This is a genomic window from Maribacter sp. UH1 (genome assembly GCF_056839145.1).
Window position 1 is genome coordinate 3,071,604 of the sequence record NZ_CM166387.1, and the last position, 14,080, is coordinate 3,085,683.

11 protein-coding genes are annotated in these 14,080 nt (G+C 36.0%); 8 read left to right on the plus strand and 3 right to left on the minus strand.

All coding sequences use genetic code 11. The features are described from left to right. Positions 1-45: 45 nt before the first annotated feature. The gene (locus tag UH1x_RS13380) at positions 46-474 is read left to right on the plus strand and encodes a hypothetical protein (RefSeq protein ID WP_482622228.1); all 429 of its coding nucleotides are present in this window, start codon (positions 46-48) and stop codon (positions 472-474) included. A gap of 150 nt (positions 475-624) precedes the next feature. Next, positions 625-2,199 carry an amidohydrolase gene (locus UH1x_RS13385; protein ID WP_482622230.1) on the plus strand — a complete coding sequence of 525 codons (1,575 nt, stop codon included), beginning with the start codon at positions 625-627 and terminating at the stop codon, positions 2,197-2,199. Positions 2,200-2,263: 64 nt separating this feature from the next. Here the strand turns inward: UH1x_RS13385 and UH1x_RS13390 are convergent, their stop codons facing one another. Continuing rightward, positions 2,264-2,803, minus strand: coding sequence for a DUF2911 domain-containing protein (locus UH1x_RS13390; protein ID WP_036152512.1), 540 nt, complete (start codon positions 2,801-2,803; stop codon positions 2,264-2,266). A 246-nt stretch (positions 2,804-3,049) separates the two neighbouring features. Between UH1x_RS13390 and asnB the strand changes: the two genes are divergently transcribed. After that, the gene (gene asnB / locus UH1x_RS13395; RefSeq protein ID WP_036152515.1) at positions 3,050-4,723 is read left to right on the plus strand and encodes an asparagine synthase B; all 1,674 of its coding nucleotides are present in this window, start codon (positions 3,050-3,052) and stop codon (positions 4,721-4,723) included. An 88-nt stretch (positions 4,724-4,811) separates the two neighbouring features. Here asnB and UH1x_RS13400 read toward each other — a convergent pair whose 3' ends face one another. After that, positions 4,812-4,997, minus strand: a complete 186-nt coding sequence (locus UH1x_RS13400) for a CsbD family protein (protein WP_276492184.1) — start codon at positions 4,995-4,997, stop codon at positions 4,812-4,814. A gap of 374 nt (positions 4,998-5,371) precedes the next feature. On the opposite strand from UH1x_RS13400, the gene gyrB reads away from it, so the two are divergent. Further along, positions 5,372-7,312, plus strand: coding sequence for a DNA topoisomerase (ATP-hydrolyzing) subunit B (gyrB, locus tag UH1x_RS13405; protein WP_482622231.1), 1,941 nt, complete (start codon positions 5,372-5,374; stop codon positions 7,310-7,312). Between the two features lie 71 nt (positions 7,313-7,383). Continuing rightward, entirely contained in the window at positions 7,384-8,400 is a 1,017-nt protein-coding gene (locus tag UH1x_RS13410) for a DUF6588 family protein (protein WP_482622232.1), read from the plus strand. 184 nt (positions 8,401-8,584) lie between these two features. Here UH1x_RS13410 and UH1x_RS13415 read toward each other — a convergent pair whose 3' ends face one another. Beyond that, positions 8,585-8,962, minus strand: coding sequence for a hypothetical protein (locus UH1x_RS13415; RefSeq protein ID WP_482622234.1), 378 nt, complete (start codon positions 8,960-8,962; stop codon positions 8,585-8,587). Between the two features lie 280 nt (positions 8,963-9,242). On the opposite strand from UH1x_RS13415, the gene UH1x_RS13420 reads away from it, so the two are divergent. The 3 genes from UH1x_RS13420 (at position 9,243) to secDF (ending at position 14,029) form a co-directional block, all read left to right on the plus strand. Then, complete coding sequence (locus UH1x_RS13420) at positions 9,243-10,169, plus strand: malate dehydrogenase (protein ID WP_036152528.1); 927 nt, start codon at positions 9,243-9,245, stop codon at positions 10,167-10,169. A gap of 138 nt (positions 10,170-10,307) precedes the next feature. Then, the gene (locus tag UH1x_RS13425; RefSeq protein ID WP_482622236.1) at positions 10,308-10,925 is read left to right on the plus strand and encodes a hypothetical protein; all 618 of its coding nucleotides are present in this window, start codon (positions 10,308-10,310) and stop codon (positions 10,923-10,925) included. Between the two features lie 116 nt (positions 10,926-11,041). After that, the gene (gene secDF / locus UH1x_RS13430; RefSeq protein ID WP_482622237.1) at positions 11,042-14,029 is read left to right on the plus strand and encodes a protein translocase subunit SecDF; all 2,988 of its coding nucleotides are present in this window, start codon (positions 11,042-11,044) and stop codon (positions 14,027-14,029) included. Positions 14,030-14,080: the final 51 nt, after the last annotated feature.

Sequence of the window (14,080 nt, forward strand, 5' to 3'; positions counted from 1 at the left end):
AATATCTTAGTATCGTTACTAATACATTAAACAATACTTTATAAAATGAACACTAACCATGTTTTATTAAAAGTTGTCTTAATAACTAATGCCTTTTTTTATCCATTGATCAGCGAAAATATAACTATTCAATCGCAAGATTTAGTGTTGCAAGAGCATAGTATTGATGACAGTTCTGTTTTTGGTGTTTGGGAATTTTTAATGCCCGAAGCAGATGAGCCTTATAGAAAAGGTAGACTTTTTATTTCTAAGCCTAATGGCGTTTATACAGTTGTTATCAGTTTAAAAACGGGATCTTTAAATGGTCAGGATATTGAGATTGATAACAATCGTATCAATTTTAATATCAATAAAGATGGTATTGAACGTGTATCTTTTGTGCTAGAGGTAGAAGGTGATAAGATGATTGGTGAATGTTATTCTAAGAGTGGTCAAAGCGAAATTTTAGCAAAGCGCCAATTGCCACAAGAATAAAGATTTAGAATTTTCCGAAAAAATACTTAGTTTTCAATATTATTTAAGATGAGCCCATTGGCTCTGCTTATTTAATTTCACTAACTAACTATTTTTGATTTGAAAAAACTTCTTCCAATTTTACTCGTTTTATTATCAGGTTGCGAACTCATGAAAGAGAAAGTCGACCTAGTTATTGTAAATGCTAAAGTCTATACTGTAGATGATTCTTTTTCTGAAGCACAAGCCTTTGCTGTGCAAGATGGTAAGTTTATTGCCGTTGGTACTACAGATGAAATTCGTGATGTTTATACTTCAGACCAATTAATAGATGCCGATGGTAGAGCTATTACACCAGGTCTAATTGATGCCCATTGCCATTTTTACGGATTAGGACTTACACAGCAAATAGTTGATTTGGTAGGGACTACAAGTTTTGATGAGGTTTTAGAACGAGTCAAAGCTTTTCATGCCGAAAATCCTAAATTATTTCTTCGAGGTAGAGGTTGGGACCAGAATGATTGGGAAGTAAAAGAATTTCCGACAAAAGCACAATTAGATACTATTTTTCCTGATATACCCGTAGCATTGGAGCGTGTAGACGGTCATGCTTATTTGGTGAATCAGAAAGCTTTGGATATGGCAGGTATTGACTGGAGTACCAAGGTTCAAGGTGGTGAAATTGTAAAAAAATGGGAGAATGGCTATTCTGGTATTACCGGGATTTTGGTAGATAACCCAATGACACTTATAGATAGTATAATGCCATCACCAACGCTAGAAGATAAAATTAAGGCGTTGAAAGATGCAGAAAGAATAAGCTTGAACCACGGACTTACAACCGTAAACGATGCGGGATTAGATAGAAGTACAATAGAGCTTATTGATAGCTTGCAGCAGGCAGGAGAATTATCGATCAGAATATATGCCATGGTAAGCAATAACCAAGAAGATGTAGATTATTATATCAATAAAGGTCCTATTAAGACAGATAGATTAAATGTAAGATCTATAAAAGTGTATGGCGATGGAGCTTTGGGTTCTAGAGGTGCCGCTTTAAAAGAAGAATATAGTGACTTACCTAAGCACTTTGGAGCTATGATTACTCCTGTTGCAGATATTGAGGCATTGGCTGAAAAACTGGCAAATTCAGAATATCAAATGAACACGCATGCTATTGGCGACTCTGCAAATATTGCTGTGTTGAGAGCTTATAAAAATGTACTTCAAGGCAAAGGGGATAGACGATGGAAAATTGAACATGCCCAAGTATTAACAGAAGGAGATTTCGATTACTTTGAAGATGGTATTATTCCGTCAGTTCAACCAACACATGCCACAAGTGATATGTATTGGGCAGAAGATCGTTTAGGGGAGAGGGTTAAAGGTGCCTATGCGTATAAAACATTATTGAACAAAGCAGGTACTATTGCACTAGGAACCGATTTCCCTGTAGAAGATGTAAGTCCGTTTTTGACATTTTATGCTGCAGTAGCAAGACAAGATACTAGCGGATATCCTAAGGGAGGTTTTCAAATGGAAGAAGCGTTATCTAGAGAAGAAACTTTGAAGGGAATGACCATTTGGGCAGCGTACTCTAATTTTGAAGAAGAAGATAAAGGAAGCATTGAGCCTGGTAAGGTAGCGGATTTTGTCATCTATGATAAAGATATGATGACGGTTCCGGTATCTGAAATACCTACTATACGTGCTGAACAGACTTTTGTAAATGGTATAGTTAGATAATAATAAAAAGCAAAAAAAAGCCTCGGTCAATGACCGAGGCTTTTTTAATATATGTTGTTTTTAATTACATAGTAATAGGAACTGCAACTCTTGTTTTGTCCCAACCCATTACCAAGTGTGCACCGTCACCAGCATCTTTAAAAGCTATTGAAAATTCTTCTAAAGAAGCAGCATCAGAACCATTAGGTACGGTTACGCGAGCAACATCTGCAGCTTCATCATAAAAATAAGATCCCCATTGGTTTAAGTTTTTGTTCAAAATAACGGTCCACTCATCTCCACCAGGTATAGTGAATAAAGAGTATGTTCCAGCTTTAACAGCTTTACCGCCAAATGTAACATCTTTGTAGAATGTAATTTCAGGAGCTTCGTTGGCACCTGTTCTCCAAACTTTTCCTGTAGGAGCTAATTCTTCCATAGAACGACCTTTTAATTGTGGTCTTCCGTAAATAATACGTACCGCCTTTTCAGAAACTTTGTAATCTGTAGGGTAGGCAGCCATATCCATTGGACTTTTGTCAATTCCAGAAAATTCTTGTGCAGATACCGTAGAGGTTAAAACTAAGGCAAAAATAAGTGTAGCTAGTGTAAATACTTTTTTCATAATAATTGTTTTGGTTTTCTAGGTCATAAAACTAAGCAGTTCCTTACAGTCCGATTAATAAAAAGAAGTTAAATTTTTTGATAGTTACATTCCAGCATGTTTTAAACGGTATAAATATAGAATACATGTCATATTGAATTAATAAAGTGATTTATAGTTATAATATGTAATCATAATTGTAATATGTGTTTGTTAATTGAAACAATAAATAGATATTTGTGTTCGAAATGATATAATAATTAGATTATGTGTGGAATAGTATGTGCATTTGATGTTAAGGAAAGTACGGAGTTACTTAGGCCTCAACTTTTAGAAATGTCAAAGAAAATAAGACATAGAGGTCCAGATTGGAGTGGTATCTATGCAGATGATAAAGCCATCTTGGCGCACGAGCGTTTGGCTATTGTAGATCCAGCTTCTGGTAAACAACCATTATTGAGTCCAAATGGTAAATTGATATTGGCTGCGAACGGAGAAATATATAATCATAGAGAATTACGTAAGCAATTTGAAGGTACTTATGACTTTCAAACAGAATCTGACTGCGAGGTTATTTTGGCTTTGTATCAGGAAAAGGGAGTTGATTTTATAGATGAATTGAACGGAATATTTGGTTTCACGATTTATGATGCCGAAAAAGATGAATATTTTGTAGCTCGTGATCATATGGGAATTATTCCTTTGTACATGGGTTGGGATAAAAACGGAACGTTCTATGTAGCATCAGAATTAAAAGCACTTGAAGGTACCTGTACCAAAATAGAATTATTTCCTCCAGGGCATTACTTGCATAGTGCTGACGGAGAAATAAAAAGATGGTACTCTAGAGATTGGATGGAGTATGATGCGGTAAAGGAAAACGAAACTAGCATACAAGAAGTTAAGGAAGCTTTAGAAGCGGCGGTTCACAGACAATTAATGTCTGATGTACCTTACGGTGTATTGTTATCAGGTGGTTTAGATTCATCTGTAACTTCTGCGGTTGCGAAGAAATATGCACAGAAACGTATAGAGAGTGGAGATACTACAGATGCTTGGTACCCACAATTACACTCTTTCTCTGTTGGTCTAGAAGGTTCACCAGATTTAGCTGCTGCAAAAAAGGTGGCAGATCATATAGGTACCGTACACCACGAGATCAAGTTTACCATTCAAGAAGGTTTAGATGCTATTAAAGATGTTATCTATAACATAGAAACATATGACATTACTACCATTCGTTCTTCTACACCTATGTATTTAATGGCACGTGTTATTAAGTCTATGGGTATTAAAATGGTATTGTCCGGTGAAGGTGCAGATGAGATATTTGGAGGTTACTTGTACTTTCATAAAGCACCAAACGCACAAGAGTTTCATGAAGAGACCGTACGTAAGTTAGATAAACTACATATGTATGATTGTTTAAGAGCTAACAAGAGTTTGGCTGCTTGGGGAATTGAAGGACGTGTGCCGTTCTTGGATAAAGAATTTATGGATGTTGCTATGCGTATCAACCCGCAAGATAAAATGATCAACGGTGAGCGTATGGAGAAATGGGTTGTGCGTAAGGCTTTTGAAGATATGATACCGGAAAGTGTTGCTTGGAGACAAAAAGAACAATTCAGTGACGGTGTTGGTTACAGTTGGATCGATACCTTAAAAGAATTGGTTGAGAAAGAAATATCAGATGAGCAAATTAAAAATGCAGCATTCCGTTTTCCTATCAATACACCATTGAACAAAGAGGAATATTACTATAGAACTATTTTCGAAGGACATTTTCCTAGTGATGCTGCAGCATTAAGTGTACCGCAAGAAGCAAGTGTAGCTTGTAGTACGGCAACAGCTTTGGAATGGGATGAAGCGTTTAAAAATATGAATGACCCTTCTGGTAGAGCAATAGCTAACGTACATGACGAAGCATATGTTAAGCAATAGGGTTTGAATTAGTCATTATATCTATTGTAAAAACCCCGTCTACTTCTGTAGGCGGGGTTACTTTTTATATTGAATATGAATACAGCTTTTAGATGCTATTGATCATTTCTTTTAATTTCTCTTTGGACTCTCCGGTCTTTTCTTGAATTCTTCCCAATAGCTCATCAGATTTTCCTTCTGCGTAAGTAAGGTCATCATCGGTAAGATCACCGTATTGTTGTTTAAGTTTTCCTTTAGCTATATTCCACTTTCCTTTAAATTGTTCTTCGTTCATAATAGATTATTTTAAGATTATACCTCTAAGTTAGTATCCATATCTAAAGGATATCTTAATATTTTGCGTAAGAAAGCGATAACGCAAATAATCAGTTTTATTCCGTTAATTTCATCGGTGAGATGTTAACATTGTCCAAAAAAAAGGCAGATTTAGCATGTAGCGGATAAGTTGTGTTTTATGGTTAATTAGGCTTCTGTACTTCAATTTAGGGATGATACCTGAAATATGGCGCAATTTGAATATTGATGGCTAATTTTCCACAATTATTGTTGATAACTTGCTTTTGTCCAATCCTTAGAAAGGCTATATTTCATGGGGTATTGCGTATATTTGTAAGATTGCAAAATTTGAAGTAAAACAACCTTAATTTTATGAGCGAAGAAGCAAATAAGAAAAATTATTCGGCAGATAGTATTCAGGCCTTGGAGGGAATGGAGCACGTACGTATGCGTCCATCCATGTATATAGGTGATGTTGGGGTCCGTGGTTTGCACCATTTAGTATATGAAGTAGTAGATAACTCTATTGATGAGGCTATGGGTGGTCATTGTGACAACATTAGCGTAATCATAAACGAAGATAATTCCATAACCACTAAAGATAACGGTAGGGGTATACCTGTTGATCTTCACAAAAAAGAAGGCGTATCTGCATTACAGGTTGTAATGACCAAAATTGGTGCAGGTGGTAAGTTTGATAAAGATTCTTATAAAGTTTCTGGTGGTCTACACGGTGTTGGTGTTTCTTGTGTAAATGCATTGTCCGATCATTTATCGGCAACGGTTTATAGAGATGGTGTTGTTTGGCAACAAGAATACTCTAGGGGTAAGGCTTTGTATCCTGTTAAAAGAATAGGAGAAACTACGGAGAGAGGTACAGAAGTGACTTTTCACCCAGATGATACCATATTCACGCAAACTATAGAATATAGCTACGAAACTTTGGCAAATAGAATGCGTGAGCTTTCTTTCCTGAACAAAGGGGTAACTATCAGTATTACGGATAAGCGTCAAAAAGATGAAAAAGGAGAGTACGTTGGAGAAACGTTCTTTTCTAATGAAGGTCTTAAAGAGTTTGTTAAGTTTTTAGATGGTAACCGTGAGTCTTTGATACAAGGGGTTATTGCTATGGAAGGGGAAAAGAATGATATTCCTGTAGAAGTAGCCATGATATATAACACTAGTTATACAGAGAATCTTCACTCTTACGTAAACAATATTAATACGCACGAAGGTGGTACGCATTTATCTGGATTTAGAAGAGGATTAACTTCTACTCTAAAGAAATATGCAGATGCTTCTGGAATGTTGGATAAATTAAAGTTTGAAATTCAAGGAGATGATTTCCGTGAAGGTCTTACGGCAATTGTATCCGTAAAAGTTTCTGAGCCTCAGTTTGAAGGTCAGACAAAAACAAAATTAGGTAACAGAGAGGTTTCGGCAGCAGTAAGTCAGGCAGTGTCCGAAATGTTGACGGATTATCTTGAAGAGCACCCGGATGATGCTAAAACTATTGTTCAAAAAGTAATTCTTGCAGCGCAAGCTAGACATGCAGCTTCTAAAGCTCGTGAAATGGTACAGCGTAAGAATGTAATGAGCGGTGGTGGTTTACCTGGTAAGCTATCTGATTGTTCTGAGCAAGATCCTGAAAAATGTGAGATATTCCTTGTCGAGGGAGATTCTGCAGGTGGTACTGCAAAAATGGGTCGTGATCGTAACTTTCAAGCGATCTTGCCATTAAGAGGTAAGATTTTGAATGTTGAAAAAGCCATGCAACATAAGGTTTTTGAAAACGAAGAAATTAAAAATATGTATACTGCTTTGGGGGTAACTATTGGTACCGAAGAAGATAGTAAGGCATTGAATCTTGAAAAATTGAGATATCATAAGGTAGTCATCATGTGTGATGCCGATGTCGATGGTAGCCATATTGAAACTTTAATATTAACCTTCTTCTTCCGTTATATGAGAGAGTTGGTAGAGCAGGGGCATATTTATATTGCTACTCCACCTTTATATTTGGTGAAGAAAGGTCAGAAAAAGCAATATGCTTGGAGTGATCAAGAACGTGATGAAATTGCCAATAGTTATAGCGGTGGTGTAAGTATTCAGCGTTACAAAGGTCTTGGTGAAATGAACGCAGAGCAATTGTGGGATACCACAATGAATCCTGAGTTTAGAACATTACGTCAAATACAAATAGATAATGCAACGGAAACAGATCGTGTTTTCTCAATGCTTATGGGTGATGAAGTGCCACCTAGAAGAGAATTTATTGAGAAAAATGCTGTTTATGCAAACATTGACACATAGAAAATACCATTTACACAACAAAAACCTGCGCCTACAGCGCAGGTTTTTTAGTTTTAGATAAAATTAGAAATATGAAAAATCTACTTACTTGCATTTTTGTTGGAACATGCTTAACGGCGACTGCTCAAGCAGATTTCAATAATGTGCTTTCAGCCGGAGTTGAAGATGCGGAAAGGTTTACTACGGATTACATGTCTCCATTATCGGAAAGTGTGGTGTACAGCATGTCAACAGGTTGGTATAATACTGCCGATGCAAAACCCTTAGGCGGATTTGAAATTTCAATTATAGGTAACATTACCGGTTTTAAGAATAAAGAAGATAAAAGGACATTTATTCTAGATCCAACCAATTATCAGAATTTGGATTTTGTGGATAACCCAGGTGTTGCAAGAGAAGTTTCAACTGCATTAGGTGATATTTCTGGAACAGAGGTATTCGTAGAAGGTGAAGTATTAGGGGTAACTGTTCGTGAGACTTTTGAACTACCATCAGGACTAGCAGGAGAAGATATCGATTTTATCCCTTCAGGATATTTGCAAGGAAGTGTAGGGCTGATCAAAGGAACAGAAATAAAGGCAAGATTCCTTCCTAAAATAGAATATGAAGATGCATCTATAGGATTGTTCGGTGTAGGTATTCAACATGACTTCACAAAATTATTACCAGCAGATAAAATTCTACCTGTAGCTATTTCCGCTGTTATAGGATATACAAATATTAGTGGAGATTATGACTTGGCCAATGCCAATTTAGTAGATGGTGAAAATCAGCGAATAGAAGCTGAAATCAGTAGCTGGGCTTTTGGTGCGGTGGTTTCAACAAAATTGCCTATCATTAATTTCTATGGTGGTGTAAATTATATTACCGGTAAATCTGTGACAGATGTACTGGGAACATATAGAGTTACAAGCGGTCCATTTGCATCAGATACATATGAAGACCCTTTTTCAATTACCAAAAAGGTAAATGGTGTAACCGGTACCTTAGGTACTAAACTAAAATTAGGTTTCTTTAGGTTGAATGCAGAATATAATTTAGGAGAGTTTAATACTGCAACGTTTGGTGTTAACTTCGGTTTTAGATAAAGACAAGTTTTAAATTTAAAAAGGTCCGATAGGAATTATCTCTAATTCCGTCGGACCTTTTTTTGTGCTTTAAATAAGCGTAGGTAATACTTGTTAAAAGCTGTTTTTAGAACAACAATGGGTATAAAAAAGACTGCCCAGATCCCTCCGGACAGCCTTTTTCCCATGGCCCTGTTAAAATCGTTTATTCCCTTATTGCCAATGTAGCACCATCTTTCTTTTGAAGATATGAACCTTCATCAGTTGCTTTAATGGTAATTACATTGTTGGGTTTGCCGTCTAGACCTTTATACTCTACAGTATAAATATCGTCTTGTTTGGACCAGTTGAAATCTGTTTTTAGGGTAATTGTAGAACCGTCAATTTCTTGATATCTACCTAAATAGACATCGTTAAAAATCCATTCTTTACGAATTGTTTGTTTTGAGGAACTTTCACTTACAATTAGTTCTGATTGAGACCATAACCCTATAATAGGGTCATTGTTTTCTTCTATCCGAGAACAGTTCGCAAGAAATACTATGGCGCATATCGCCAACAAAGAGAGGAACTTCTTAGTCATAAGTAGGTTAATTTAATTTTGGATTTGGGATCCACAGTAATTAACGTGACTAATTTTGGGATATTACTTTAATTCGATGTACGGTCGCTTTTTGACGATTTCTTCGTTAAAGCGCAAAATTTTTTAACAAAATATGCATTTTGTCGATGCTTTTGAGCCCAATTAAATCAACTGCTCCATAGCATAATTCGTCAATAAATACCTATTTTTGGAACGAAAATTCAATAGACATAAAGTGGACATTCCATTTTATATATAATAATTCATAAAATAGAAATAAATGAAAGTTACAGTTGTAGGTGCTGGTGCGGTAGGTGCTAGTTGTGCAGAGTACATTGCCATTAAAGATTTTGCATCAGAAGTGGTTATTTTGGACATTAAGGAAGGTTATGCTGAAGGTAAAGCGATGGATTTAATGCAAACGGCCTCTTTAAACGCATTTGATACAAAGATAACAGGTAGTACAAATGATTACGCTAAAACAGCAGATAGCGATATTGCAGTAATTACTTCTGGTATTCCAAGAAAGCCAGGTATGACCAGAGAAGAATTGATCGGTATTAATGCTGGTATCGTAAAAACGGTTTCTAGCAGTTTATTGGAGCATTCTCCAAACGTTATCATTATCGTAGTAAGTAACCCTATGGATACTATGACATATTTGGTACACAAAACTACTGGCTTACCTAAAAATAGAATTATAGGTATGGGCGGTGCTTTGGATAGCGCTCGTTTTAAGTATCGTTTAGCAGAGGCTATGGAAGCTCCTATTTCTGATATTGACGGTATGGTAATAGGTGGTCATAGTGATAAAGGTATGGTACCTTTAACTTCTCATGCAACTAGAAACAGTATTCGTGTATCTGAATTTTTATCTGATGAAAGATTAGAGCAAGTTGCTGCCGATACTAAAGTTGGTGGTGCTACTTTAACAGGTTTGTTAGGTACAAGTGCATGGTATGCGCCAGGAGCTGCAGTTTCTGCTTTGGTTCAAGCTATTGCGTGTGATCAAAAGAAAATGTTCCCTTGTTCTACAATGTTGGAAGGAGAATATGGTTTAAACGATATCTGTATAGGTGTACCTGTAATCTTAGGAAAAAACGGTATTGAAAAAATCGTTGACATTCCATTAAGCGATGCTGAAAAAGCGAAAATGCAAGAAAGTGCTGCTGGTGTTACTAAAACCAATGGTCTTTTAGAGTTGTAGTTTATATACTCTTAAACATAAAACAAAGCCTTTATAGTCTAACTATAAGGGCTTTGTTTGTATTAATAGGTAAGCATTGGTATTATATATTGTAAAAAATATACTACCTAGAATAATCTTTCTTTTTATATTTGCCGCATGAATGCAAAATGGTGCGTAAGTACTCTATTTATTATTCTAGCCTTGTTAGGGCTAAGTCAAGAGCAAACTAAAGCTTCTAATCAGCAAATTGTACTACAATTTGCAGATGTAGAATTAGCTTCGGAATCTGCCCATGATGAGATTTTAGCGGTAATTACCAAGAAACTAGAAGTTCTAGGTGTTGATGGTGTTGAAATTATAGAAAATGACGGTGCTCAATTAAGTATTCGTTATTATAGTGATGTTGATGCCCTTAGTGTTAAAGAGTTTCTTTCTGAAGAAAATCACCCGCTAACAACCAATGAAGAAGAATTTCCTTCAGACTACCCAAAAGAACAACTACCTGAAACATATAATTTAGTAGTATCTGATCTGCATCAGCAAGGAGATAGCAGTGTTACTTTGAATGCTACTCTAGTTGCAGTTCAAAAGCAGGATTCTAAAAAAATGACTAACCCGGTATTATTGCCGTTTAGTAGTGCTGTAGAATTAGAGCAAGATGTTCTTGTAGCTACGGCTTATAAGATTAATAGAACTATTGCAATTGCAACAGATAATACTTCACAAATAATTCCAGAAGTAAGGGCAGGACCTTACACATGTGGAAATAGCTAATTTCCGATAACATATACTAGTACTAAAGAGCGTAATAACTTCTACGTAGAAGTTGTTTACCCTTTTTTTAGACATACATATAATCTTAATCAACATAAATTAAATAAACTATTAAAATGCAAAACAAAGGACTTATAAAGCTGTTTGCTTTATTATTTGGGTTAGTTAGTATTTACCAGCTATCCTATACTTTCGTAACCAGTAAAGTAGAAAAAGAAGCGACTACCTTCGCTGCAAGCCGAGTTTCTGAGGCAGAAGATGGCTATGTGGCCAAAAGAGAAGAAGTAGCTGCTAGCTATCTTGACTCTATTGGTAATAACCCTGTGTTTGGGTATACCAATTACAATGAAGCTAAAAAGAAAGAACTTAATAAAGGTCTTGACCTTAAAGGTGGTATCAACGTTACATTACAGATTTCTATTAAGGATATCCTTAAAGGATTAGCTAATAATACAAAGAGCCCGGTATTTAATAAAGCATTAGCAGACGCGGATGCTGCTTCTAGTAATAGTGATGATACGTATATCGATTTGTTTTTTGAAGCTTTCGATAACATCAAAGGTGATACTAAATTAGCTTCGCCTGATATTTTCGCTAACAAAGGTCTTAGTGATGAAATCAACTTTCAAATGTCTGATGATGAGGTTAAGCCAATCATCCGTAGAAAAATAGATGAATCTATCGTTTCTGCTTTTGAAGTATTAAGAGAACGTATCGATGGTTTTGGGGTAACACAGCCAAACATTCAAAGAGAAGGTAATTCTGGTCGTATTTTGGTTGAATTGCCAGGTGCTAGAGATATCGCTCGTGCACAAGATCTTTTATCTAGTACTGCTCAATTAGAGTTTTGGGAAACGTACAAGCAAAGTAATACAAGCTTTAGTACGTTTTTAATTCAGGCGAATGAGAAATTAAAAACGATTGTTGAGGTTAAGCAACCAGAACAAGTTAAAGAAGAGTCTGAATTAGATTCTTTATTATCTGATGTTTCTGCTGATTCTTTAGATTTAGCTACACAGGTAAATCCTTTATACGAATTATTGATTCCTGCTAACCCAGGATCAAATGCAATGTTCCGTGCTGCTATTAAGGATACGGCAACTATTGGTTCTTACTTAAGAATGCCGGAAATAAGAAGATTATTACCTGCTGATATTCAGTTTACAAAATTTGTATGGGAAAGACCATCTACAGAAGAAACTGAAGTTATCGATTTATACGCGTTAAAATCTAATCGCGAAGGAACGCCAAGAATTAGTGGTGATGTTGTAAGTGATGCTAGAGCGGATTTTGATCAGTTCAGTAAGCCTGCTGTTTCTATGACCATGAATACGAAAGGTGCTAAAGAATGGGAAAAATTAACCGGAGATGCTTACACCAATCAGACTGGTATAGCAATTGTTTTAGATAATAAAGTATATACTGCTCCTGGTGTTTCTTCTGGTCCTATTTCTGGTGGTCGTTCAGAAATTACGGGTGACTTTACAGTAAACGAAACTAAAGATATCTCTAACGTACTTAGAGCTGGTAAACTTCCAGCTTCTGCAGAAATCATTCAATCGGAAATTGTTGGTCCTTCATTAGGTCAAGAAGCTATTGATAGTGGTTTCATGTCTTTCTTAATCGCTTTTGTAATCGTTCTTTTATGGATGATCGGTTATTACGGTAAAGCAGGTGTATTTGCTGATATCGCTTTAATGTTGAACATCTTATTGATATTTGGTGTCTTAACTAGCTTAAATGCCGTGTTGACATTACCTGGTATTGCCGGTATTGTTTTAACACTTGGTATGTCTGTAGATGCTAACGTACTGATCTTTGAGCGTATCAAAGAAGAATTGGCAAAAGGTAAGGGTAAGAGCCAAGCTGTAGCTGATGGTTTTGGTAATGCATTGTCTTCTATTTTAGATGCGAACATTACAACCGGTTTAACTGCGGTTATCTTATTTATTTTTGGATCTGGTCCTATTAAAGGTTTCGCAACTACCTTACTTATTGGTATTATAACATCTTTATTTACTGCAATATTCATTACTCGTTTATTAATCGACTGGTATATTAGTGGAAAAGGTAGAAGCTTGGATTTCTCTACTGGCATCACTAAAAACCTTTTCAAAGGAATCAATGTTGATTTCTTGAAGAAAAGAAAAATTGCTTATGTAATATCTGGAATTTTAATTCTAGCAGGACTAGCATCGTTGTTCTTTGGTCCAGGCTTGCAACAGGGTGTAGATTTCGTCGGTGGTCGTTCTTACACGGTTCGTTTTGAGCAACCTGTTAATCCTTCTGAAATATCTTCGGAATTAAACACTGTATTCGGTAGTGGAACTAATGTGAAGACTTATGGTGAATCTAATCAAATAAGGATTACAACGCCTTATAAAGTGGATGTTGAAGGTATCGAAGTAGATAATGAAATTCAAGATAAATTATACACATCGCTTCAAAAGTATTTACCAGATGGTATAACAAAAGATGCTTTTGTACTTGGAGGTATAGATGATGAGACTTTTGGTATTATGAAATCTTCAAAAGTAGGTCCTACTATTGCCGATGATATTAAAAACAATGCTTTCTTGGCAATTCTAGGGTCATTGGCAGTAGTGTTCTTGTATATCTTATTAAGATTTAGAAGATGGCAATTCTCATTGGGTGCTGTTACTGCAGTATTCCATGATGTATTGATTGTACTTGGTGTATTCTCAATATTCGGTAAGCTGATGCCATTTAATATGGAAATCGATCAAGCGTTTATTGCGGCGATACTAACCGTTATTGGTTACTCGTTGAATGATACCGTGGTAGTATTTGACCGTATTCGTGAAACTTTGGCTGAACGTGGCTGGAAAGGTGGTTCTAATATTAACTACGCTATCAATAGTACGTTAAGTAGAACATTGAATACATCATTAACAACATTAGTGGTATTATTGGCAATCTTCATTTTCGGTGGTGAATCGTTAAGAGGATTCATGTTTGCAATGATCGTTGGTGTGCTTGTAGGTACATATTCATCTGTATTTATTGCAACTCCTGTAATGTTTGATGCATTGAGCAAGAAAATTACTTCTGGTGACGCTAAGCCTAGTGCTGAAGTAGAATAAATTTATAACTAACTCAGGTAAAAAGGCCGCTCAGAAATGAGCGGCCTTTTT

Coding starts and splice junctions, on each gene's coding strand:
- UH1x_RS13380 (WP_482622228.1), top strand. CDS start 46: ATGAACACTAACCATGTTTTATTAAAAGTTGTCTTAATAACTAATGCC.
- UH1x_RS13385 (WP_482622230.1), top strand. CDS start 625: ATGAAAGAGAAAGTCGACCTAGTTATTGTAAATGCTAAAGTCTATACT.
- UH1x_RS13390 (WP_036152512.1), bottom strand. CDS start 2,803: ATGAAAAAAGTATTTACACTAGCTACACTTATTTTTGCCTTAGTTTTA.
- asnB (WP_036152515.1), top strand. CDS start 3,050: ATGTGTGGAATAGTATGTGCATTTGATGTTAAGGAAAGTACGGAGTTA.
- UH1x_RS13400 (WP_276492184.1), bottom strand. CDS start 4,997: ATGAACGAAGAACAATTTAAAGGAAAGTGGAATATAGCTAAAGGAAAA.
- gyrB (WP_482622231.1), top strand. CDS start 5,372: ATGAGCGAAGAAGCAAATAAGAAAAATTATTCGGCAGATAGTATTCAG.
- UH1x_RS13410 (WP_482622232.1), top strand. CDS start 7,384: ATGAAAAATCTACTTACTTGCATTTTTGTTGGAACATGCTTAACGGCG.
- UH1x_RS13415 (WP_482622234.1), bottom strand. CDS start 8,962: ATGACTAAGAAGTTCCTCTCTTTGTTGGCGATATGCGCCATAGTATTT.
- UH1x_RS13420 (WP_036152528.1), top strand. CDS start 9,243: ATGAAAGTTACAGTTGTAGGTGCTGGTGCGGTAGGTGCTAGTTGTGCA.
- UH1x_RS13425 (WP_482622236.1), top strand. CDS start 10,308: ATGAATGCAAAATGGTGCGTAAGTACTCTATTTATTATTCTAGCCTTG.
- secDF (WP_482622237.1), top strand. CDS start 11,042: ATGCAAAACAAAGGACTTATAAAGCTGTTTGCTTTATTATTTGGGTTA.